22 protein-coding genes are annotated in these 21,762 nt (G+C 62.6%); 9 read left to right on the plus strand and 13 right to left on the minus strand.

What is annotated here, in order from left to right; all coding sequences use genetic code 11:
- Positions 1-57: 57 nt before the first annotated feature.
- On the minus strand, positions 58-1,218 hold the full coding sequence (locus M2432_RS08030) for an XdhC family protein (protein WP_280826263.1): 1,161 nt from the start codon (positions 1,216-1,218) through the stop codon (positions 58-60).
- 24 nt (positions 1,219-1,242) lie between these two features.
- Here M2432_RS08030 and M2432_RS08035 point away from each other — a divergent pair, with 24 nt between their 5' ends.
- The gene (locus tag M2432_RS08035; protein WP_280826264.1) at positions 1,243-2,199 is read left to right on the plus strand and encodes a LysR family transcriptional regulator; all 957 of its coding nucleotides are present in this window, start codon (positions 1,243-1,245) and stop codon (positions 2,197-2,199) included.
- A 137-nt stretch (positions 2,200-2,336) separates the two neighbouring features.
- Positions 2,337-2,924, plus strand: a complete 588-nt coding sequence (locus M2432_RS08040) for a TetR/AcrR family transcriptional regulator (RefSeq protein WP_280826265.1) — start codon at positions 2,337-2,339, stop codon at positions 2,922-2,924.
- A gap of 35 nt (positions 2,925-2,959) precedes the next feature.
- On the opposite strand, the gene M2432_RS08045 is transcribed toward M2432_RS08040, so the two are convergent.
- Positions 2,960-3,823, minus strand: coding sequence for an SDR family oxidoreductase (locus tag M2432_RS08045; protein WP_280826266.1), 864 nt, complete (start codon positions 3,821-3,823; stop codon positions 2,960-2,962).
- A 35-nt stretch (positions 3,824-3,858) separates the two neighbouring features.
- On the opposite strand from M2432_RS08045, the gene M2432_RS08050 reads away from it, so the two are divergent.
- Positions 3,859-4,953, plus strand: a complete 1,095-nt coding sequence (locus M2432_RS08050; RefSeq protein ID WP_280826267.1) for a TIGR03857 family LLM class F420-dependent oxidoreductase — start codon at positions 3,859-3,861, stop codon at positions 4,951-4,953.
- Positions 4,950-5,975: a phosphotransferase family protein gene (locus M2432_RS08055; protein ID WP_280826268.1), complete on the plus strand. Its 1,026-nt coding sequence runs from the start codon at positions 4,950-4,952 to the stop codon at positions 5,973-5,975. Before M2432_RS08050 ends, M2432_RS08055 begins: the two co-directional genes overlap by 4 nt.
- Positions 5,976-6,001: 26 nt before the next feature.
- On the opposite strand, the gene M2432_RS08060 is transcribed toward M2432_RS08055, so the two are convergent.
- From M2432_RS08060 to M2432_RS08085, 6 genes are all read right to left on the minus strand, one after another.
- Entirely contained in the window at positions 6,002-7,123 is a 1,122-nt protein-coding gene (locus M2432_RS08060; protein WP_280826269.1) for an LLM class flavin-dependent oxidoreductase, read from the minus strand.
- A 51-nt stretch (positions 7,124-7,174) separates the two neighbouring features.
- On the minus strand, positions 7,175-8,035 hold the full coding sequence (locus M2432_RS08065; RefSeq protein ID WP_280826270.1) for an SDR family oxidoreductase: 861 nt from the start codon (positions 8,033-8,035) through the stop codon (positions 7,175-7,177).
- Entirely contained in the window at positions 8,032-8,859 is an 828-nt protein-coding gene (locus M2432_RS08070) for an SMP-30/gluconolactonase/LRE family protein (RefSeq protein WP_280826271.1), read from the minus strand. The genes M2432_RS08065 and M2432_RS08070 overlap by 4 nt, the downstream gene beginning before the upstream one ends.
- Positions 8,860-8,938: 79 nt before the next feature.
- Complete coding sequence (locus M2432_RS08075; RefSeq protein WP_280826272.1) at positions 8,939-9,562, minus strand: helix-turn-helix domain-containing protein; 624 nt, start codon at positions 9,560-9,562, stop codon at positions 8,939-8,941.
- A 27-nt stretch (positions 9,563-9,589) separates the two neighbouring features.
- Positions 9,590-11,053: an acyl-CoA reductase gene (locus M2432_RS08080; RefSeq protein WP_280826273.1), complete on the minus strand. Its 1,464-nt coding sequence runs from the start codon at positions 11,051-11,053 to the stop codon at positions 9,590-9,592.
- Entirely contained in the window at positions 11,050-12,501 is a 1,452-nt protein-coding gene (locus M2432_RS08085; protein WP_280826274.1) for a hypothetical protein, read from the minus strand. The genes M2432_RS08080 and M2432_RS08085 overlap by 4 nt, the downstream gene beginning before the upstream one ends.
- Before the next feature lie 230 nt (positions 12,502-12,731).
- On the opposite strand from M2432_RS08085, the gene M2432_RS08090 reads away from it, so the two are divergent.
- Genes M2432_RS08090 through M2432_RS08105 form a run of 4 tightly spaced genes read left to right on the plus strand, consistent with a single transcriptional unit; the run spans position 12,732 to position 16,548 of the window.
- Positions 12,732-13,979, plus strand: a complete 1,248-nt coding sequence (locus M2432_RS08090) for a cytochrome P450 (protein WP_280826275.1) — start codon at positions 12,732-12,734, stop codon at positions 13,977-13,979.
- A gap of 8 nt (positions 13,980-13,987) precedes the next feature.
- The gene (locus tag M2432_RS08095; protein ID WP_280826276.1) at positions 13,988-14,761 is read left to right on the plus strand and encodes an enoyl-CoA hydratase; all 774 of its coding nucleotides are present in this window, start codon (positions 13,988-13,990) and stop codon (positions 14,759-14,761) included.
- A complete protein-coding gene (locus M2432_RS08100; protein WP_280826277.1) occupies positions 14,758-15,585 on the plus strand; it encodes an SDR family oxidoreductase in 828 nt (275 codons plus the stop codon). Before M2432_RS08095 ends, M2432_RS08100 begins: the two co-directional genes overlap by 4 nt.
- Before the next feature lie 24 nt (positions 15,586-15,609).
- Entirely contained in the window at positions 15,610-16,548 is a 939-nt protein-coding gene (locus tag M2432_RS08105) for an alpha/beta fold hydrolase (RefSeq protein WP_280826278.1), read from the plus strand.
- Between the two features lie 22 nt (positions 16,549-16,570).
- Here M2432_RS08105 and M2432_RS08110 read toward each other — a convergent pair whose 3' ends face one another.
- The 5 genes from M2432_RS08110 to M2432_RS08130 all read right to left on the minus strand — a co-directional run bounded on the left by M2432_RS08110 (position 16,571) and on the right by M2432_RS08130 (position 20,998).
- Complete coding sequence (locus tag M2432_RS08110; protein ID WP_280826279.1) at positions 16,571-17,440, minus strand: SDR family NAD(P)-dependent oxidoreductase; 870 nt, start codon at positions 17,438-17,440, stop codon at positions 16,571-16,573.
- On the minus strand, positions 17,440-18,036 hold the full coding sequence (locus tag M2432_RS08115) for a carboxymuconolactone decarboxylase family protein (protein ID WP_280826280.1): 597 nt from the start codon (positions 18,034-18,036) through the stop codon (positions 17,440-17,442). Before M2432_RS08115 ends, M2432_RS08110 begins: the two co-directional genes overlap by 1 nt.
- A gap of 1 nt (position 18,037) precedes the next feature.
- Entirely contained in the window at positions 18,038-18,811 is a 774-nt protein-coding gene (fabG, locus tag M2432_RS08120; RefSeq protein ID WP_280826281.1) for a 3-oxoacyl-ACP reductase FabG, read from the minus strand.
- A complete protein-coding gene (locus M2432_RS08125) occupies positions 18,808-19,641 on the minus strand; it encodes a TauD/TfdA family dioxygenase (protein WP_280826282.1) in 834 nt (277 codons plus the stop codon). The genes fabG and M2432_RS08125 overlap by 4 nt, the downstream gene beginning before the upstream one ends.
- A gap of 73 nt (positions 19,642-19,714) precedes the next feature.
- Positions 19,715-20,998, minus strand: a complete 1,284-nt coding sequence (locus M2432_RS08130) for a cytochrome P450 (protein WP_280826283.1) — start codon at positions 20,996-20,998, stop codon at positions 19,715-19,717.
- A gap of 154 nt (positions 20,999-21,152) precedes the next feature.
- Here M2432_RS08130 and M2432_RS08135 point away from each other — a divergent pair, with 154 nt between their 5' ends.
- Positions 21,153-21,752 carry a TetR/AcrR family transcriptional regulator gene (locus M2432_RS08135; protein WP_280826284.1) on the plus strand — a complete coding sequence of 200 codons (600 nt, stop codon included), beginning with the start codon at positions 21,153-21,155 and terminating at the stop codon, positions 21,750-21,752.
- Positions 21,753-21,762: the final 10 nt, after the last annotated feature.

The following is a 21,762-nucleotide window of genomic DNA, read 5'->3' on the forward strand; positions in this document are numbered from 1 at the left end:
GACTGACCTCACAAATTGGGGCTGAAGCACCAATCGTCGGCCGGGTTGACTGCGGCGTCAATGCCGAGTTAAGGAATCACTTAAGTCACTCTGTTTGTCCTGGTCATGGTGGATGCGACCGCCGACGTCGGCCAGCGGACGACCCCCGCCGCCCCAGCGCCGCGCAATGATCTCTGCCGCGATCGACACCGCAGTCTCAGCCGGCGTACGAGCACCCAGGTCCAGCCCGATGGGGCTGGCCAACCGGCTCAACTCGGTATCAGTGAGCCCGCACTCGCGGAGTCGTTGCAGCCGATCGGCATGGGTGCGGCGCGAGCCCATCGCACCGACATAGGCCAGCTGAGGCAGCCGAAGCGCCACGTCGAGCAGCGGCACATCGAACTTCGGATCGTGAGTCAGAACGCACACGACAGTTCGTTCATCGAGTGCGCCGGCTTCGGCCTGTGCAGCGAGATATCGGTGTGGCCAGTCCACCACCACCTCGTCGGCGCTGGCGAAACGCGCTCGAGTTGCGAAGGTCGACCGGGCGTCACAGACCGTGACGTGGTAGCCGAGGAAAGAGCCCTGAGCGGCGACCGCGGCCGCGAAATCGATGGCGCCGAACACCAGCATGCGTGGCCGAGGCGCATGGCTCGCGATAAACACCTCGAGTCCTTCACCGCGGCGCTGGCCGTCCGGTCCGTAGGTAAGCACAGCGCTGCGCCCCGACTCCAGCATGCCAAGGCCGTCATCGAACACCGCGGCATCGATGCGATCCGAGCCGAGCGAGCCGGTATATCCGCCGGGCCGCAGAATCAGCCTGCGTCCCACCCGGTCCGGGTCGAGATGGGCGATCACGGTCGCGGTGGCGACCGGTCGCTGCCCCACGATGTCTTCGGCGACCGCCTCCAGCTCGGGAAAAGTGTTGCGCGACATCGGCTCTACGAAGATATCGATAGTGCCGCCACAGGTCAGGCCTACCGAGAAGGCATCGTCGTCGCTCACCCCGTAACGCTCCAGGACTGGGATGCCGGAAGCGATAACTTCAGTGGCGAGCTCGTAGACCGCTCCCTCCACACAACCGCCGGACACCGAGCCGCTCACCACACCATCGGGCGCAACGACCATCGTCGCACCGGGCTGGCGCGGTGCGGAGGCGAACGTGCGCACGACTGTCGCGACACCCGCGGTTTGGCCGGATCGCCAAATCGCGATGGTGTCGCCGAGCACATCCCGCATAAATCCCAAAGTAGGCTGATTTTCGTGACTCCGGCACAACTTCGGGCCTACTCTGCGGTTGTCCGGCTGGGTTCGGTACATTCCGCGGCCGGTGAACTCGGCATGTCCGATGCCGGGGTTTCGATGCATATCGCCCAGCTGCGCAAAGAGCTCGATGATCCGCTTTTCACCCGGACCGCTGCCGGGTTGGCGTTTACTCCAGGCGGTTTGCGGCTGGCCAGCCGGGCGGTGGAGATCCTGGGCTTACAACAGCAGACCGCCATTGAAGTGACTGAGGCCGCGCGTGGCCGGCGGCTGCTGCGGATCGCCGCGTCCAGTGCATTCGCCGAGCATGCCGCCCCGGGATTGATCGAGCTGTTCTCCTCGCGCGCCGACGATCTTTCAGTCGAGTTGAGCGTGCACCCCGCAAGTAGATTCGCCTATCTGATCGAATCGCGTGCTGTCGACATTGCATTGGGGCCCACGCTGGACCATCCCGACGGCGCGATCGTGGTGCGACCCTTCCTGAAATACCAGATCATCGCGGTGACGACACCCGACAGCCCACTCGGGTCGGGGACTGCGAACCCGGCCGCGCTGCGGGAACACCAGTGGATGCTGGGTCCGTCGGCGGGGAGTGTCGACGGCGAGATCGGCACCATGCTGCGCAATCTGGCCATACCGGAGTCCCAGCAGCGGATCTTCCAGAGCGATGCAGCGGCGCTCGAGGAAGTGCAACGGGTCAACGGAGTCACTTTGACCATCGGGTTCGCGGTCGCCAAGGATCTTTCCTCCGGGCGGCTGGTCCAGATCAAGGGACCGGGTCTACAAGTTCCGGGCGAATGGTCGGCATCAACATTGCCGCCGGCAGCTCGGCAACCGGCGGTGTCGGAACTGGTTCGATTCATCACCACGCCCCGGTGCACTCAGGCGATGATCCGGGGCACCGGCGTCGAGGTCACCCGCTTCCGGCCGAAAGTCCATGTGACGCTGTGGAGTTAGTGCGGTCGATCAGCGCGGCCACCCGTCTACCTGCATCTATTGACGAAGCGTAAATGGTAGAGTCGCACGCTGTGGCCAAAAGCGTGCGAACGCCCTCCCGGCGTTGGATAGATCTGGCGGAGCTGCAGCGTAATGCAGTGACCACAGCAGCTGTGGAACTTGTTGCGGCGGGGGTTATTCCGCTCAAGGTTGCCGACCTGGCCGACCGTGCCGGGATCACGCGGCCCACCTTCTACAAATACTTCCCCACCTTGGGTTCGGCTGTATTGCTCACGGCGCGGAACCTTTTGGCGGACCTCGATGCCTATGTAGAGCCGCGCATGCCCAAGAACACCAACGGCAGAGAAAAGCTTCTTACCCGCTTTGAACTCAGCTTCCAGTACGCGCGATCCCACCCGGAGATGACCAGATTCTTCAGCTACTACGACTTCTCATTCCGCGAGCAAGGACTGTCCGGCGATGAGGATGCCGAACGGGGCGCGATCTCCCATGGGGCCGGCGATCCGTTCCTGGCACTGTTCAAGGACGGGCAGAATGATGGTTCGATCGATCCGTCGTTACCCACCGACGTGACGTATCTGGCGCTGGTCACCTCCATGACGGGTACGGGCCAACGACTCCTCATCGAGACCAGTTGGACCACCGGTTCTGATCGACGGGCAGCCGGCGTTCACCGGGCGATGATCGATGTCTGGCGAAAGGCGCTGTCCCCAGCGCAGGCCTGAGCCCGCACCTGCAGTTCAGCGCTATGTGGTTGCGGCTAAAGGTGTTTAGGAATGCCCGTCGCCTTGGAGAAGATCGCATCGGTGATCGCCGAGGGAAGAATTCGGGTGTAGGCGTGTGCCTTTGAGCCCTTGCCGACCAGGTAGCGCGCCCGTGGTCGCTTGTCGGTCAGTGCGCGCTCGATCGCCACTGTGATCTCTTCCGGCGATGAGATCACGCCATCCATGAGGTCGATCGCCTTATGCATGCCGGCGGTGTGCTTGGCATAGAGCACCTGGTGTTCGGGTGTCATCTTCGCGACGTTCTCGTCGTGCTGCTGGTGGGAATCCTTGCTCATATCGGTATCGATCTGGCCCGGCTCAATGAGGCTGACCCTGATACCCCAGGGGCGCAGTTCATTTCGCAGAGAGTCGCCGATCGCTTCGAGTGCGAATTTGGATGCACCGTAGGCACCGAGCGACGGCGTCGCAACCCGCCCGCTGGTGGACGAGATGAAAACTATGCGGCCCTTGGCCTTTCGGATCGGCGGAAGAACTGTCTGCGTGACGGCCGTGCCACCGATGACGTTGACCTCCAGCTGCCATCGCAGATCGTCGATCGCCAGCGTCTCGATAGGCCCACCGACCGCCACGCCCGCGTTGTTGACCAGTGCGTCGAGCCGGTCCGGCAACTGCGTTGTGAGCTTGGCCAGGTGCTCGCTGTTCGTGATGTCCAGGATGACGGGCGTGATTCCGGCGTGCGCGGCCATCTGCTGGGCGTCGGCGTCCGTGCGCACGCAGGCATAGACATGCCAGCCGGTGGATGCCAGCTTCAGGGCGGCGGTCTTGCCGAGGCCCCTGCCGGCTCCGGTGATCAGAACCGTGGGGCTGCCGTGGACGGTGGTCGAGCGTGAACGGGCCATGCCTGAATCCAATCCTATCCATTAACACTATGTCAATGGTAACGTCGGCACCGGCGGCGTGGAATCGCCTTCGCGGCAACGAATCCGGAGTAGTCGACATGAATCAGCATCACCCCGAGCTGGGCTTCTACCTGCTTGGTGGGCAGCCCACCAGCGCCCGGGTTGCTCTCACCGAGGTGCGGGAAGCCGAAGAGATGGGCCTTGGCACCGCGTTCATCTCCGAGCGGTACAACCTCAAAGAAGTGGGTGCGTTGTCCGGTGCCACCGGTGCGGTAACCGAGAAAATCCGCATCCACGTAGCGGCCACCAACCACAACACGCGCCATCCGATGGTTACCGCCGGCATGGCTCGAACACTGCAGAGCGTCACCGACGGCCGTTTCGTTCTAGGTTTGGCTCGCGGGGTCACGCTGATGCAGGACGTGTACGGCATGGCTCACATCACTACCGCGCAGATGGAGGATTTCGTCGGCATCATGCGGCGGATGTTCCACGGCGAAACCATCCTCGGCCACGACGGTCCGGCCGGTTCCTGGCCTGTGCTCCAACTCGACACGACGCTTGACGAACATCTTCCGATGAGCCTGGTTGCCCTAGGCCCTAACTCGCTCAAACTCGGTGGCAGATGTTTCGACGAAGTCATCCTGCATACTTATTTCAGCGATGCAGCCACCGAGCGCTGTGTGCGCATCGTGAAAGAGTCCGCCGAGAAAGCCGGCCGGAACCCAGACACTGTGCGCGTCTGGTCCTGCTTCGCGACCATTGGTGACCACATCCCCGAACCGCTCCGAATCAAGAAGTCGATCGGCCGGCTGGCCACCTACCTCCAGGGGTACGGGGACCTGATGGTCAGCATCAACCAGTGGGATCCAGCAGTACTGGCCCGCTTTCGATCAGATCCTGTAGTGCAGAACATCCCGGGATCGATCGACGGCATCGGCACGCCAGAACAACTCGAGCACATAGCCACGTTGTTGCCCGACGAATGGCTCGAGGCCAGCGCAACCGGTACACCCGAACAATGCGCCGCCGCCATACGCCATCAGCTTGAACTCGGCTGTGACGGTGTCATCATGCACGGGACCACACCCACCGAATTCGCACCGATTGTGAAGGCGTACGCCCGATGAGCGACAGCACCGATACTCCCCCGGTTTTCGACAACAGCAGGCTCGCGGACTGGCTGATTGCCACCGTCAACCCTTCGATTGCCGATCTCACCGTCGGACGGATGGGCGGCGGAAACTCAAGTGGTGCCTGGAAACTCGACTTCCGCACAGCTGACGGGCCCGCAAACCTGGTGCTGAAAACAACCACGGAGTCAGGCCTGGTCTTCGATTGCGACGCATCTCGCGAAGGCAGAATCATCAAAGCTGCCAAGCAAGTCGGTGCTCCACTTCCCAGTATCGTTGCCATCGACGACACCGGCGCAGTCCTGGGCCAACCGTGTTTCGTCATGGAACTTGTTGACGGGCGCACAGTACCCGAGAGCACCCCGGCAAGCTTCCACGGCGACGGCTGGTTCCGTGACGCCAGCGCCGAAGTTCAACAGGCTGTGTGGTGGTCTTTCATCGACCGGCTGGCGCAGTTGCATTCAGTGGACACAGATTCCGTTCCTGCGCACTACGTGGAATCCGGAGTCGTCGACATGCTCAACTACTGGCGCCGGTCCCTGCTCGATGCCGCGCCCACAGAACTCGTGCCACGCCAGCTCGCCGTCATCGACTGGTTGGCGACCCACATACCTGACGACGCCAATGACAAACCGGCCTTGTGCATGGGTGATGCCCGCCTTGGCAATGCGCTGCTCAACGGGAACGAAGCCACCACGCTGGTGGACTTTGAGGTTGCCTACATCGGCAATCCGGCCGCCGATATCGGCTATTGCCTGATGCAGGAGTCTTTTACGCGGCTGCTCACCGATCGGCCGGCAACAGGACTTCCCTCACCTGAACAGACCTGGGACCGATGGGAGCAGCTGACCCGCCGTACAACCCGCGACCGCGAATATTGGACGGCGTTCGGTGCCACCATCCTGTGCGTCACGGGTACCCGCGCGATGCTCAAGTGGGGTGTACCTGTAGAGGCAGTCGAGAGCGCGAATATCGTTGTACAGGAATGGGAAGCGCTCATAGAACGCGCTGCGCACTGACGTCTCCTGGCTTTAAGGCTCCTGGGTCATAGCCTCTTGAGTCCTCGGATGACCTTGTTGAAGGTTGGGATCGTCATCATCGCGTTGCGGGCGCTCGGCTGCATCGGGCCGAAGTTGACCACCACGATGTGTCGTACTCCGTGGTCGCGCCATACTGCGGCTTGGTCGAGTACATCGTTGACGTTGCCGTGCAGCATCATGCCCTTGACCACATCCAGTGGTACCTGGGCCGTCTTTTGCAGGATGCTCTGTTCATCGAGCGTGAACGCGGAGAGGTCTTGCATTCCCGAGAAGTCGTCGCCCATAGGATGCGCCGCGCCGTAGTGCGCGAAGAACTCTGCCGGTGCCACGAAAGCCCACGCTTTGGCGATGATCGAATCCATTGCGGCTTCGGCATCTTCGCGTTTGGGTGCCGCCACGACGGGAATCCAGAATGCCGGCGTGATGGACATCGGGTCACGTCCCGCATCCGACGCGGTGTTACGAATAATCTCCAGTCGCGCTGCGTAGTCTTCCGGCCGGTGGGCGAATCCGGGGAACCATGCGTCGCCGTACCTGCCGGTTGCTCTCAGCATGCGCGGGCCATGCGCCGCGATCCAGATCTCGGGCCACTTACCCTTGTAAGGCGGTAGGTCGAACAGTGCATCGCGCAGCGGGAAAAACGCCGAATCACGGTTTACCAGTTGGCCATTGGAATACCAGAGGGCACGGATCGTTGCTAGTGCCTCCTCGAAGCGCGCCACCGGCTTTGACCAGTCGACGCCGTATGGCTCGTTGCCTACACGTTCACCTGGCCCGATACCCAGTATTGTTCGCCCACGAGTCATCAGATTGAGGGTGGCTGCCGCCTGCGCAGTCACCGCGGGATGCCGTTTGCCGGTGTCGGTGACCCCGATGCCCAACCGAATACGGTTGAAACGGCGACGGGCGGCAATGCTGCCGAGCAGCGTCCACGCCTCAAGCGCGGCATCCGGAGACTTCAGCAGCCGCGCGGCTGAGGTGTATTTCGGGTCCCAAAGGGGCCGAGGCGTCTGACCGTTGATGTGGTCCGGTATCCAATACGTATCAATACGATTGGCCACCGCGCTGAGGTAACTTGCTCGGCTGAACGCATCCGCGCGTCCCCGCGCGGCCATCACCGAGTCCATCAATCCGACGTGCATGTCTACCCGTCCAGACGGCTGTTTGGGATCGTCCGGTCAGTCATCTGCACTCCGTAGCGGGTCAAGCGACGTCTCCACGCGCGTCTCGTAGGCCTGGCGGGCGCCGCGATCCACAGTGAGGAAAGCGTGGTCGGAGCCGACTCGCGCGTTGAGCCACCGCCGACTCTTCGGACCCATCATCGACATCAGTGGAGCGATGAATCTCATCGAATACGGCACCACCACATGGGTTTTCGGGTGTTCGAGCACTTTCACGACTGCCCGGGCGATCTCATCCGGGGAGACCACCTTGCTACCGGAGGGAGTCTTGGTTCCGGCGATGAGCTCGGTAGCGGTGAACGGCGGCATGACCACGCTGACTTGCACTCCCTGCGGAGCGAATTCATCTGCCAGCGCTGTAGATAGTCCGACGACGGCTGCCTTGGTGCCCGCATAAACGACCTGGCCGGGGACCGGCACGGCGCCGGCCAGCGACGCGATGTTGATGATGTGGCCACCGTGCTGTGCCAGCATGTGCGGCAGCACCAGACGGCAACCGGTTAGCACGCCGCAAAAATTAACTTCGACTGCAGCACGGATCGATTGCTCGGACTGCTCCAGGTAAGGGCCGATCGGCATCACCCCTGCGTTGTTGATCAACACATCAACCCGCCCACCCGCATCGGCGACGGTCTGCTCAATAAAGTTCGAAAAAGATTGCGGATCAGCAACATCCAATGGGTGTGCGGTTACTCTGCCGGGGCGGGCCAGTTCGGCCGTGGCAGAGTCCAACGCAGCAATATCCCGGTCACCGATGACCACCGTCGCGCCTCGGTCGAGAAGAGCCCGTGCGATGGCCAGCCCGATTCCTCTCGCTGCGCCGGTGATGGCTACGGTCTTGCCGTCAATCGCGTTCATTGTTGAATCCTGCCCGTGTCGACGCGTACAAGTGCCTGCAGACGGGACGCCGCGACGAACAGCTCGCCAGGGCTGCGGCCCAGGCAGACGTTGGTGGGTAGCGCACCGTCCGGCAGCGCCACGCTGTCGACGCGCTCCCCCGTCGTGCTGATGAGGTCGAGACGGTGCCCGCCGGTCAGCGCGACCCATGACCCGCCGTCGGCGCAGACAGCCATGCCGTCGGGCCAGCCATTCTCGAAAGTGTGGAGCACAGAACCGGTTCCCAGGCTGCCGTCGCTGCCGACCGGGTACTGCCAGAGTTGCGCACCGCAGGTGGTCGTCACCATCAGGTTGTGAAAGTCGGGGCTGAAGCCCAGGCCATTGATGAAGATGGGGCCATCAGCCAGTACCAACTCCTTTGCACCGCTGACGGTGTCGACAGCCCACACCCAGCCCTTGTGGTCCGGGTTGGGATTGAAGAAGTCGATCTCGGCCCGGGTGTCGGTGACCCAGAGTCGCCCATCGGGACCGAATACCAGGTCATTGGGCGCATCCATGCCCGCAGTCAGATACTCCACCCTGCCGTCCCGGATCACCTGCACGCCGGGCTCGGCAGCGCCGCTAGCTCCGAAGATCCCACCGTTCTGGGCGATGTACATGGTGCCGTCCGGGGAGACGACGAGGCCATTGGCGCCGCCGCCGGTGACAATCTTCTCCGTCGCACCGCCGCCGAGGTCCACGACGTACACGCACCCATGGCTGATCGAGGTCACTGCGATCCGACCGTCCGGTAGCAAAGCGGGCCCTTCGGTGAATCCCAGTCCGTCGGCGAGCACATCGGTCATCGCTGAACCTTCTTCTGTTGTGCAGGTGAATAATTCGGCTTGCTCAGAATGAACAATGGAGTGCTGTGATACTGCAGTCTCACACCACACGGCGGTGCGGCTTGGGGGTTTTCGCCCGCGAACCCTCTGATCGCGACGATGAGGCCGCTTCCTGACGTACTCCGGCCAGAATCCACTGGACGGACATCGGGAAGTTCTTCTCGATCAGGGCTGATTCGGCCGTTGATTCGCGAGAGGGCTTCAGCTGGTGCGCGCCGCGCACCTCGACAATCGAATGATTGATCGTCAGGTTGACCAGAGCGCGGCAACATTCGACAGCCAATTTCTCCGGAATCCCTTCGCGCAGTGTGGCTTCGACGAGCTCGTTGACATAATCCATGATCGCGCCGCGGTCGTCGACGGTCATCAGTTCGGTGAGATACGGATGCGCGTACAGCGCATCGCGTAGCGACAGACACCATTGCAGCGCGGTCGCCTCCCATTGCTCGCGCTCGTGGAAATCCAACCGCAGTTGTGAGAAATGCTGGGCTACCAATGCCCGGATCAGTTCGTCGCGGGAACCGACCTGCTGATACAGCGTGCGGGTGGAGATCTTCAGGTCCGCCGCCAGTCGGCGGGTCGTCAGAGCGGCCGAACCCTCTGCGTCCAGCAGTTCCAGGGCGCGGGTGTAGATCACTTCGACCGGGATCAGTGGCTTTGCCATCGTTGGATGGTACGTCCGCGCGCCGGCTCAGCCGCTGATCAGATCGGGTGCTTTCCACAGCGGGAACACCCGCTCCGGATCGCACACTTCTTCGACGATCCATTTGCACATCCGCCGCACCGGCTCCATGGCGTCCTGTGGGATGGTGAAGTTGACGCTCGCCGCAAACCCCAAGGAAGTGAGCCGCTGCGCACCGAATAGTGGAAGCCTATCCCGCAGTTGCAGTTTCAGAGATTCCGGGTAGATACCGATGGTTTGGGTGTAGGCATTGACGGCGTCGGTCACCTTCTCGATGGAGCCCACCGGAACGATATTGGCGACCCGGCCCGACAAGAGTGTCGAGTACGGCACGGCTTCGTCGAGCTGCGAGACGACGATGGCACCCTCGGCCTGCTCGCCGCCGTAGACCCGGTACCAGTCATCGGTGAGCCGGGAACCCTCGATGTGCTCGAGCAGGGTGCGGTTGACCACCTTGGGTTTGGTGCTGATGAATTCCGGCAGTGACACCATGGCCTGGTACATCAACTCGCCCAGCTTGTTTGCCTTCTCCAAGCCCGCGTCGTCGGTTCCGCTGAGCACGTAGATCACTCGCGCGTTGACGCAGCCCTCCTGATTTCCTGCACCCACGTCGCAGGCGGCTCGCTGGGCCACCTCCTTCAGAGTGTCCTCGTCATCGAAGGCTTCCGGACCAATGATGGTGGCACTGCGCTTGGGATCGAGGGCTATCAATTCCAGACCCGGCTGAATGTATTTGGTGACGTGCTTGACCGACGCCAGACCACCCCAGGCGACGATCTTCTCGACGTATTCGGGCTTGTAGAGCTGTGCTTCGACGGCTTCGTCGCCGCCTTTCCAGTAGGCGACCGCCAGGTGTTTGGTGACCGGGTGATCCGGAGCGATGTCGGCCAGGGTGCGGGCGATGGCCAACGCGGTCAGCGGATCGTTGGAGGGGGCCTTGATGATGGCGTCACTGCGGGTAATCGCGTTGCGCAGCACCGTGATACCGGCGACCAGCCCGCCGTTTCCCGCAGGCACGTGCAGGGTACGGGCGCCGAACGCACGAATCCGGATCTCCCGGCCGTCCAGAAGCTGTTGGGGCACCCAGCCTTCCAAGTAGTCGACCCCAACTTGCCTGTCCGCCAGCTCGCGCATCGAATTCCGGGTGAACATCGCCGGCAGCGCCACATATCCGGTACGCAGGATGGATTCGGCCATCGGGTTGGAGACCAGGCACGCCTGGAAGGCTTCCTGCATGTAGCCGTTGTGCTCGAACGCCAGCGCCTGCCCGAGTTCAGTCAGCACGTCGAGGATCTCGTCGAGAGACACCATGTACAGATCGGACATGTCCAACGGGTCAGCCAGCGGTAGCCGATGGGCGTGTTTCACCGGATCCGGCGCAGCGAAGCTGTGGTCGAGCCGAGTCGCGAACGGAACCAGATCGTCGGTGATCAACTCACCGCGCACAAACATCGGGACGGTGAACGTGCTCATGCTGTACCTCTTCCGTTGATCCGCTCCGCAAGCTTCGCGGATGCTAAGAAGTCGATGGCCTCGTTCTGCACCTCATGCGTTGCCGCACAAGAGATCTTGTCGTCGTCACCGTCCTTCTTCTCGGAGAACCGCATGATCGAATGCTCCAGCGCGACAGTGGAGCGTCCACACGGGCACGGCGTCGCCCAGTTGATGGTGACCTCGTCGCCGGTAATCACCCCGCCCCAATGGCTCTGATTGATGACGTCGTAGACCGCGAACCGTCCGGTCTGCGTTCCGGTGCGTGGCATCGGCTCCGAGGTCTCCGGATCGAGGATGTACGGGATCACCCACGGCTGGATGTGATATCGGCCCTCCTCGCAGGCGAAGTGGACGCCATTGTGTTCGGAGAACGAGTAGCCCTCCTGGATGCGCACGCCGCCATAGAACTCGCGGATGACGTCCATGTATCCCTCGGGCAGCACCTGCCCCTTGGCGCCGCCTCCGGTCAGGATGGCGGAGTTCGGTGTGAAGTCCGCGCGGCCGCCCTCGGCCAGTCCGGCAGCGGCGAGGTTGTACATCAGGTTGTAGGTGTTGGTCATGAACACCCGCTTGCCGCGCAGTTCATTGGTCAGCCGCGCGATGAACTCCGGGACCTCGGTCATCTGGCGCATCTGCAAGGCCACGAACTCGTCCTTGCGGGCGGCCAGCTTCGGCGGCAGTTGCAGCCGGTCCAGCTCACCGCGAGAGGCGGCCAGGCGCATCTTGTTGGCCAGGAACATCAGGTCGGTGTCCATGGCACCGGAATACAGTGCGTGGAAACGGCCTTCGTCGCCGCCGGTGAACTCCCGCTTGATCCACGGCACCATCCGGGTCATCCCGAACCGGCCCTCGCTGAAGTTCGGCCAGATCACATCGACCACCGGGTTCAGTTCGTCTTCGGTCGGTTCGGTGCCGAAGTGCTGGAAGACCATCATCTTCCAGATTCGCATGCCCTGCACCGTGATCGGCTCGTCCTTCGGGATGAAAGAGAACGTGCCAGTGGTCCCCGAAGATGTCACCAGCTGCAGCGGCGTCTGCGCTTCGAGGCGCTCCAGCCACTCGTCAATCGACTCGCACCCCTGCGTGTCCACCCCGGACAGGTCGTAGGCGGTGAGCTTGCCCAGCCACTTGGTCATCAGGTCCCAGCGGTTGTTGTCAATCAACGCCGCCGGATAGGACTTGTACGCGGTGTGCGAGAACATCAGCGGCACCATGTCCTCGAACTTGTCAACGGACGTCACTCCGAGCCGGTCGGCGAGCTTGCGCACCATCTCGATCTGCTCACGATGCTCCCCGAAGCGCTCGATCATGGCCTGGCGCTGCATCTCCTCAAGTTCCTCACGGGGGACGCTGTGCATCTTCGTCACGGATTCTTCGAAGTAGTCCAGCGGCCGGTCCATGAAGGTCCGAAGTGCTGTGTCTGCCATGCGTCATCTCCCTCGTCTGTTACTGATGATGCAGATAAGAAACCATCGGTGTTTTAACCGTAGCGTGAATGTGACGCCAAGCACAAGGGGGTGATCAGGTGCCGGCTTCCAAAGCGGCTCTTGTGGCGCGGGCCACGTGCTGCTAAGAAAATCATTGTGGTTTTAACGCATAAAGCTGGGCCACGGGAAGATTCGGGCGCCACGCACCACATAGAAACGGGAGTTCGGCCATGACCGCCAACATCATCGACGCGACAGCGGCCGACGGCCCGGGGATCCTCGCCGATCCGACTGCCTACACCGATCCGCGCCGGCTCAAGACCGCTCTCGCCAGGCTGCGCGCGACCACGCCGGTGGCGCTGGTCGAGGCCCCCGACTACCGCCCGTTCTGGGCGATCACCAAACACGCCGACGTGCTCGAGGTCGAGCGAGCCAACGACGTATTCATCAACGGACCGCGGCCGGTACTGATGCGCGCAGAGCAGGAAGAGATGCAGGCTGCGGCGGGCGTCGCCACGCTGATCCACATGGACGACCCGCGGCACCGGGACATCCGCGCTATCGGGGCCAACTGGTTCCGGCCCAAGGCCATGCGTAAATTGGCTGATCGGGCCGCGGAATTGGCCAAGCGGTTCGTCGACGTCATGCTCGCCGAAGGACCCGAATGCGACTTCGTGCAGCAGGTAGCGGTGAACTACCCGCTGTACATGATCATGTCCCTGCTGGGCATCCCCGAATCCGACTTCAGCTTCATGCTGCGGCTCACCCAAGAGCTCGTCGGATCGGAGGATTCCGAATTCCAGCGCAGCGCCACAGACGAAGAACAGATGACGGCGCTGCTGGAGATGTTCCAGTACTTCACCGCGTTGACGGCATCGCGCCGGGATAACCCAACCGAAGATCTGGCCTCGGCGATCGCGAACGCGACCATTGACGGCGAACCGATGTCCGACCTGGACACGGTGTCGTACTACCTCATTGTCGCCACAGCCGGTCACGACACCACAAGCGCTGTCATCTCCGGGGGCATGCAGGCACTCATGGAACACCCTCAGCAACGGCTCCGACTGAAGGCGGACATGGGCCTGATGCCCACGGCTGTCGAGGAGATGATTCGGTGGGTCACCCCGGTCACCGGGATGATGCGCACCGCGACCACCGACACCACTGTGCGCGGCGTGCCGATTGCCGCAGGAGAATCCGTTCTGCTGTCATATGTTTCGGCCAACCACGACGAAGAGGTGTTCACCGCACCGGACACCTTCGACGTTGGCCGCGACCCGAACAAACACCTCTCATTCGGCCACGGCGTGCACTTCTGCCTCGGTGCAGCGCTGGCCCGGCTGGAGATCACCAGCTTCTTCTCCGAGTTGGTCCCGCGGCTGGAATCGATCGAAGCGATGGGCTCGCCCGAGCTCACCGCGACCACGTTCGTCGGCGGCCTCAAACATCTGCCTATTCGTTACTCCTTGAAATGAGCACGCCGATGACGGAGTGCCTGCGGGTCGAACAACACGGCGCGGTGCGGGTAGTGACCATCGACCGGCCAGAAGCCAAGAACGCCATGCACGGCCCATTGCGCAGCGCACTGCGTGTCGCGATGGCGGAAGCCGACCGCGACGACGCAGTAAAGGCGGTCGTATTGACCGGGACCGACCCCGTGTTCAGCGCCGGGGTGGATTTCAAACAACTCGAACGGGGACCCGGCGAGACAGGCAGCCCGCTGGACCTCACCCCGGCCGGTGCGATACGGGCCGTGCGCAAACCCGTCATCGCTGCTGTCAACGGCGCCTGCGTATCTGGGGCACTGGAAGTCGCGTTGAGTAGCTCGTTCATCGTCGCTTCCGAACGCGCGCGCTTTGCCGATACCCATGCCCTTCTTGGGGTTGTTCCGACCTGGGGGCTGACCGCGCTGCTGCCCCGGGCGGTGGGAGTACGCAAAGCGCGGGAGATGTCAGTCACCGGCGCCTTTGTCGATGCGGCCGAAGCGCTGCGCATCGGTCTGGTCAACCACGTTGTGGACCATGACGAATTGCTGCCGTTCACCATTTCGCTTGCTCAACGGATACCGGCCAACAGCGCGGTCACCGAGACGCTCAGCCTCTACGACCGCGGACAGGATCTGACGTTGGCAGCGGCTCTATCGCTCGAAACCACCAGCAGTATCGGACGAAAGTACGACCTGGCGGCATTCACCGCGGCAGGAAGCAAGACGGCGGCCAGCCAGCGGGAAACCAAGACACCGGAGGAGAATTCGTGACAACAGGACGCTTCGCCGGACGCCGAGCCGTGGTCACCGGCGCCAGTCGCGGGATCGGCGCCGGCATCGCTCAGCGCTTGGCTGCCGAGGGCGCCGACGTCGTGCTTGTGGCCCGCACGCTGGAGGCCACCGACGGTGTGACCGGCAGCCTTCGTGAAACCCAGGCGGTCTGCGACAAGTACGGAACCACAGTCGGGTCGGTGGTCGCCGACATCGCCGACGATGCCGAACGCGCCCAGGTGATCCGGCAAGCTGTCGAGATTCTCGGCGGTCCGATAGACATCCTCGTCAACAACGCCGCCGCCTCGGCGTCCTACCCCATCACCGAAATTACCGCGGCCCAACAGCGACTTGCCTACGCGTGCAACGTCATCGCGCCGCTGTGCCTGGCACACGATGTCATTCCAGGAATGCGCGAAGCGGGTGCCGGCTGGATCGTCAACCTGACCAGTGTCGGCGCCACCTTCATCGAAGGACCGCCGTTCTACCTGGGGCCGCAGGGCTCGCGGATGGAGGTCTATGGCGCTACCAAGGCCGCACTGAACCGCACCACCGCTGGACTGGCAGGCGATGTCTACGGTAGCGGTATTCGCGTCAATGCGGTCGGCCCGCGCATCGCGGTCATGAGCGAGGGCTTCGCCGAGCTCATGGGCGACTCGCTGCCCGCCGAGTTCTTCGAATCTGTGGAAGAAATCGTGGAAGCCGTTGTTGCGCTGTGTGATTGCGACACTGAAACCACCGGAAAGATGCTGTACAGCCTGGACCTCATCGAAAAATGGGGACTGGAAGTCCGCCGCCTGGACGGAACCACCCGCGAGTCATAAATACCCCAATCGACAGGAGCTCGCATGAACCTTCGCCGCCAGCTGTGCTTCGGCGTCGACGCACCAGAACAGGCGGCGTGGCCGCAATGGCATATCTCCGCATGGCTGACCATCCCCACCGAACTGCGACGAAACGAACTCCAGATCCTGGTTCACGGGGCGGGCTCTGATCACCGGTATTGGGACTGGCCGCTGGAAGCCGAGCGCTACTCGTACGTCGAATGGGCCGCGCAACGCGGCATCGCCACGCTCAACATCGACCGGATCGGCTGCGGACACAGTTCCTATCCTCCCGGCGCCGAGATCGACGTCGCAGCGCACGTCCACACCCTCAGTCAGATCGTGCGGGATATCCGAGCCGGCCGATCTGGCATTCCGTCCATTGAACGTGTTGTCCTCGTTGGACATTCGATGGGATCGGTGGTCTGCGGAGCTACCGCCGCGGTGTGTGCCGACGTGGACGCGGTGGTGCTCACCGGCTACCTTCCGGTCGACGGAACGCCGGCAATGGGCGATGACTTGTTCGACTATGCCTTTGTGTCGGCTCTGGAGGGACTACCTCAGTTGCAGGGCATCGTGGATGACGAATACCTTGTTCCCCGAGCAGATCTCGGAGTGGAACAGTTGCGGTACTGGGCAGCCCAGACCGATCCCGCTATGCCGGCATTCGATTCGTTGATCAAGGGAGCCGCCACCAAAGCCGAGCTTTCCGATGCGGCAGTGGCCGGTCCGGGTATTCGCGCCATAGCCACGCCTGCACTGGGCCTGATCGGCCAGCACGACGCGTTACTGATCGACCAGTCACTCGGCGAAACCGATACTCACGACACTGTCCGCCGCGTGGCACAAGGCATCGGACCAAACTTCGATTTCGCGGTGATTCCCGACGCCGGCCACATGCTCAATCTCCAACGCAATGCGCAAGATTGCTTCGTCGCGATGGATGACTGGCTGTCCCGATAATCGCAGCCGCGACGGCCAGTTGCTAGCGCATCGTGTGCGCGAACTGTCGATGGGGATGCACGCCGAAAAGCTCACGGTAAGAAGGCGGTTGGCGTCCCTCCTCGTCGACGATGTTGTACTGGCGGGCCATTTCGGCGCCAATCAGTGTCTGACCGCTGAGAGCCATTAGTTCAGGATCGTGGTACAGCGCCCAGATCACATGACCAGTCAATTCAGGGGTTTCCGCAGTGTCGAGGATGTGCCCGAACTTCTGTGGATTCGACGCGACAATGGACCGGACGCGGTCGGTCAGCAGAGATCCCATCCAGATCGATAATGCGGCGATGCCGAATTCTTTGAAGTCGTATGCCATGTCGGCGGCCATCTTGTCGACCGCGGCCTTCGGTACACCGTAGGCGGGGCCGAACGCGTAGTGCACCGCGCCTGAGGATGAAGTGAAAACCACCAATCCATTTCTCTGTGGGAGCATCAGCGGTGCAGCCAGCACGGTGGCGACGTAGCTGCTGCGAACTCCGACGTCGAGGGTGTCCATGACGTTGAGGGGCTCTTCCCAGAATTTAGTGCGGCCCATCATCTCGTCGCGGATCACGGCCGCGTTGTTGACCAGGATATCGATGTGGCCCTGCTCTTTTCGGATCTGGTCGAACAACGCGCAGACCTGATCGTCATCGCTGTGATCGACGCGCACCGCGATGCCTCGGCCACCGGCGGCGGTGACCCGTTCGGCGGTCTCGTAGATGGTTCCGGGCAGCGCCGAGTCGCCAGGCTTCTCACTGCGCCCAGTCACGTAGACGCTGGCGCCGTGGCTACCCAGAGCGTGCGCTATCCCGGCCCCTGCTCCCCTACTGGCCCCCGTGACCACCGCCACCAGAGGGATATTGGTCGCGCTCATCAGAACAGCTCGTCGTATCGGTCCATCAGGCCGGCGATGTCATCGTCAATGGTCAGTTGCAACGAGCCGAACATTCGTGCCAGTGCGTCATAGCCGCACACCGTGAAGATCAGGTCGAGCATCTGCTGGTTGTCCAGCTCTGTCGCCAGCGTCTGCCAGGTCGCCTCGGAGATCGCGCCCGGATCGATAAGCTCGTCGGTGGCGCGTAACATGGCGGCCTCCAATGGGTTCCAGAATGGTGCATCCGGACCGTAAGCGATCCGCCCGATCTCCTCGTCGGTCAATCCCGCGTCGCGCGCGACGAACAGATGTTGAGCCCACTCGTAGCCGCACTTGCGCACAGCTGCCACCCGCATGACTAGCAGTTCGCGGTGTCTCTCAGTGAGCGTCGTGCCGAGCAGCAGGTGGCCATTGAATGTGAAGTACGCCCGGGCCAACTCCGGATGGTGAGCCATGGCGCCCAGCACGTGCAGCGCTTTGGGTCGGTCGGTGGTGGGCAGCGGTTCGTGGCGGGGGTTGGGAGGACGCAGAGCAGACAGCGCCTCGCGCATCTCCGGTGGGAAATCGCGGGGTTTGAGAGGTTCGATGCGTGCCATGTCAGCCGATGGTCCTTCCGCCGTTGACGCCGATGATTTGTCCGGTGATGTAGCCCGCTTCATCGCGGACCAGGTACGCGCACGCGGCGGCGATGTCCTCGGGTCGGCCTACCCGCCGCACCGGTGTGGTCGCCGCCGTCGCCTCGACACCAGGGCCGAGCAGTCCCCGTTCCTCGGTGCGGCGCAGCATCGGGGTGTCGATGAAGCCCGGAGGGATTGTATTGACCGTGATTCCGCGCGGGCCGAGTTCTTGAGCGAGCGCTTTGGTGAATCCGACGACTCCGGCCTTGGCCGCCGAATAGTGGGTCATTCGCGGGTTACCGGTCTGTGCGCTAGAAGACGAAATGTTGACGATGCGGCCCCAATTGGCGTCGATCATGTGGGGCACGACCGCCTGACAGCAGTCGAAAGTTCCAGTCAGGTTGACGGCCAGGATCTTTCGCCAGCTTTCGGCGCTGATGTGGAGGAACTTCTCGAAGCCGTCCAGCCCTGCGCTGTTGACCAAGATCGTTGGTGGTCCAAGGGTCTCAACCACGTCGGCCACGGCGCTGTCGATACGGGCGCGGTCAGTGACGTCGACTGGTAGGCCGAGTGCGCGCCCACCGTCGGCCTTGATCGCGTCTGCAGCGACCGCGGCAGCCTTCCCGTCGAGATCGAAGATCGCCACCGCCGCGCCTTCGGCCGAAAGTCGTTGCGCGATGGCCAATCCGATACCGGATGCTCCGCCGGTCACGATGGCTGTAGGTGCAACCGGCCATGCCGGTAGTGCGCTCACGCGATGGCTTCCTCTCCGACCAAAGTGGTGCGGTGCATCAGCCGGCGGGAAGTCGGTTCGTACGGGATGGCGCGGTGCAGCATTCCGGTGTTGTCCCACACCACAAGATCGCCAACAGCCCAATGGTGATGGAGTACGAATTGCGGTTGGGTGGACCAGTCAAGGATCTCATCGAGGAAGGCTCGACTCTGCTCGTGGTCCATCCCGACGATATCGCCGGCGGTCGCTCCAATCAGTAGCGATTTGCGCCCATCGCGGTGCTTCCACACCAGCGGGTGCTCACGGGACGGTGCGCGGTCCCATTTTTCGCGCTGCTCGGCCGTCGGATCAGGGTTCAGCAGCAACTGTGATGCCGCCACGCTATGCACCACTCGGTACTTCTCGTATGCGGTCTTCTTGTCGGCGGGCAGCGCGTCGAATGCGGCGTAAGTGTTGGCGAATTCGGTGTCTCCGCCATCGTCGGCAACCTCGCGTGCTGTCAGCAGGGTGGCCTTCTGGGGGACCTCGTCGATGAGTCCGTCGGTGTGCCAGAAGATGGTGCTGCGCCGCAATCCAGCAAGTGCACTCTTGGACGGGTCCATGCTGACCGGTGAGATCTCCGGATAGTCGGGATGCCCACCAGCAGAGGCGATTACGACCTCGCCGAGCAACCGGCTGAAGGTGACCAGGTCGGCGTCTCCGATGTGCGCCTCACGGTAGACGACGACACCGTGATCTGCCAGCAGCCGCTTGCACTGCTCGGCGGTGTCCGCGGTGGTGAAGTCGGCACTGTTCAGCCCGTTGACTTGCACACCGATCGAGGTGGAGATGGGAGTGATGGTGGCGCTCATGATGTGTTCCTTCGGGACGACTCGGGGCGCTTGGACATGGTGATTCCCGCACAGGCCGTGAGGATTTCAATGCTCACGCTGGCGTGAACTCCAGGTGCAGGTCGGACAGACCACGGATGATGTAGGTCGGGTCATACCGGTATTTTCGGGCTCCGGCCGGGCCGTGGTGTTCCGAGGAGATTGTCAGGGTGCTGGTGCGGGTCAGGAAGCGTTCGATGGTGACCCGGCCTTCGGCCCGGGCCAGTGGGCCGCCCGGGCAGGAATGCACGCCTCGTCCGAAAGCGATGTGCTCGCGCACATTTTCCCGGTCCAGGCGGAAGGTGTCCGGTTCCGGGAATCGCTGCGGGTCACGGTTGGATGCACCTGGGTGCAGCATGATGGTGGTGCCCGCTGCGATGTCGACCCCGCCGACCCGAGTGCTCTTCTGCGTCATCCGGAAGTCACTCATCGTCGGGCTTTCCATGCGCAGCACCTCTTCAATGAAGTCGGGCACGCGGCGCATGTCGGCACGAAGCTCGTTCTGTACCAACTGGTTATCGGCGAGGATGCGCAGTGAAGATCCCATCAGCCGTGCCGAGGTGTCCTGGCCGGCGCCGAACAAGAACGTCGCAAGTCGCACGACCGCCTCGACATCCGGAAGTGACCCGTCAGGGTACGTGGAGGTGGCCAGAGCCGTGAGCACATCATCACGAGGTTCACGGCGGCGGTCCTCGATGTAGCCACTGAACGTCTCGTACATGTACTCAAGTGGATTGTCGGGCAGTGGGGACTCCGACCCGACCGCCGCGACGTGCTGACCGGTGAAAATCTTCCGGAAGTGTTCGCGATCAGCGGCCGGGATACCGAGCAGATCCGCAATCACCATGGTGGTGAACGGTTTTCCGTAATCGGCAACCAGCTCGCAGCGCCCGCCATCCAGGAAGGAATCCAAGCAGGCGTCGGCCAGCCCAACCATCTCGGCCTCGTTCTCCTTGAGCCGCTTGGGCGTCAGCAACCGCCTCAACAGGCTGCGCTCGTCCTGGTGCGCAGAGCCGTCCTTGGTAACCATGAATTCGTTGAAAACCCAGTGTTCACGGTTGCTCTGCACCAGTTCGGTGATGTCGTCGGCGCCCGCCTCGACCGGAAACGGTGGGAAAGGTCCGCCCATCGCGTTGCACGACGAAAACGCTGCGTCGTTGCGGTACACCTCAACAGCCTCGTCATAGCCGGTGACGGCGAGCACGCCCGGCTGAGTTATCCGATGGATCGGGCACTTCGCACGCAACGCATCGAAGTACGCGTACGGGTCGCTGATCACAGATTCGTCGGTGAAGATGTCGGATTCCTCGATCCGACTGGTGTCCGTCTGCTCAGTCACTGCGGTGCCTTTCATCCTCGGTGGTCGAGGGGCGATCTTGAATATTTACTTAGGCGATCGCCTAGTAGAATGTAGGCTTATGCCTAGCACCCGGGCGCCATCAACGTCAAGGGTGGAGGCGCGGGTAACCAGCGAGCGTAGGACGGACCACACCATGGCCACACCGAATCAGGCCGGCAAACGCGATACCGGTATGCGCGAGAAGATTCTCGACGCGTGTGCCGAGGTCATGCTTACTGAGGGATATGCCGCGGCGACCTCGCGGCGCATCGCGGAAAAGGCAGGTGTTCAGAGGGCGTTGGTCTACTACTACTTCCCCGCCATGGACGATCTGTACCTGGCGGTGCTACGGCGAGGCACCGATGCCAGCCTGAAAACTCAGCGCAACGCATTGACCTCCGACAAGCCATTGCATGCGTTGTGGGACTTGACTGTTGACCCTCGTGGCGCCGGCCTGTTGATGGAATTCATGGCCTTGGGAAACCATCGCAAGGACATCCGTGCCGAGCTTGCTGGGGGCGCGGAGAAGTTCCGGGAAGCCCAGGTCGCTGCGCTGACCTTCATTCTTCGCGACCACGATGGCACCGCATTGCCGGCCGAGGTGGTTTCCGTCCTCATCGCGGCTGTCGGACGGCTCATTGTCTTGGAGGCGGCCATGGGCATCACCACTGGCCACGACAAGACACTGGAGTTGGTCAGCAACTACCTCGACGATTACGAAATGCCAGACTCGCGCGTTGAAGCCGGCGAGTAGTGGGCATCAT

The organism is Mycobacterium sp. OTB74 (assembly GCF_029892685.1).
Taxonomy (GTDB): domain Bacteria; phylum Actinomycetota; class Actinomycetes; order Mycobacteriales; family Mycobacteriaceae; genus Mycobacterium.

Excerpts from the sequence above, each read along its gene's own strand:
- M2432_RS08080 (WP_280826273.1), bottom strand. The coding sequence starts at position 11,053 with ATGAGCACGTTCACCGTCCCGATGTTTGTGCGCGGTGAGTTGATCACC.
- M2432_RS08045 (WP_280826266.1), bottom strand. The coding sequence starts at position 3,823 with ATGGCCCGTTCACGCTCGACCACCGTCCACGGCAGCCCCACGGTTCTG.
- M2432_RS08095 (WP_280826276.1), top strand. The coding sequence starts at position 13,988 with ATGACGGAGTGCCTGCGGGTCGAACAACACGGCGCGGTGCGGGTAGTG.
- M2432_RS08125 (WP_280826282.1), bottom strand. The coding sequence starts at position 19,641 with ATGAGCGCCACCATCACTCCCATCTCCACCTCGATCGGTGTGCAAGTC.
- M2432_RS08085 (WP_280826274.1), bottom strand. The coding sequence starts at position 12,501 with ATGGCAGACACAGCACTTCGGACCTTCATGGACCGGCCGCTGGACTAC.
- M2432_RS08105 (WP_280826278.1), top strand. The coding sequence starts at position 15,610 with ATGAACCTTCGCCGCCAGCTGTGCTTCGGCGTCGACGCACCAGAACAG.
- M2432_RS08090 (WP_280826275.1), top strand. The coding sequence starts at position 12,732 with ATGACCGCCAACATCATCGACGCGACAGCGGCCGACGGCCCGGGGATC.
- M2432_RS08070 (WP_280826271.1), bottom strand. The coding sequence starts at position 8,859 with ATGACCGATGTGCTCGCCGACGGACTGGGATTCACCGAAGGGCCCGCT.
- M2432_RS08055 (WP_280826268.1), top strand. The coding sequence starts at position 4,950 with ATGAGCGACAGCACCGATACTCCCCCGGTTTTCGACAACAGCAGGCTC.
- M2432_RS08050 (WP_280826267.1), top strand. The coding sequence starts at position 3,859 with ATGGTAACGTCGGCACCGGCGGCGTGGAATCGCCTTCGCGGCAACGAA.
- M2432_RS08110 (WP_280826279.1), bottom strand. The coding sequence starts at position 17,440 with ATGAGCGCGACCAATATCCCTCTGGTGGCGGTGGTCACGGGGGCCAGT.
- M2432_RS08135 (WP_280826284.1), top strand. The coding sequence starts at position 21,153 with ATGGCCACACCGAATCAGGCCGGCAAACGCGATACCGGTATGCGCGAG.
- M2432_RS08060 (WP_280826269.1), bottom strand. The coding sequence starts at position 7,123 with ATGGACTCGGTGATGGCCGCGCGGGGACGCGCGGATGCGTTCAGCCGA.
- M2432_RS08115 (WP_280826280.1), bottom strand. The coding sequence starts at position 18,036 with ATGGCACGCATCGAACCTCTCAAACCCCGCGATTTCCCACCGGAGATG.
- M2432_RS08065 (WP_280826270.1), bottom strand. The coding sequence starts at position 8,035 with ATGAACGCGATTGACGGCAAGACCGTAGCCATCACCGGCGCAGCGAGA.
- M2432_RS08030 (WP_280826263.1), bottom strand. The coding sequence starts at position 1,218 with ATGCGGGATGTGCTCGGCGACACCATCGCGATTTGGCGATCCGGCCAA.
- M2432_RS08075 (WP_280826272.1), bottom strand. The coding sequence starts at position 9,562 with ATGGCAAAGCCACTGATCCCGGTCGAAGTGATCTACACCCGCGCCCTG.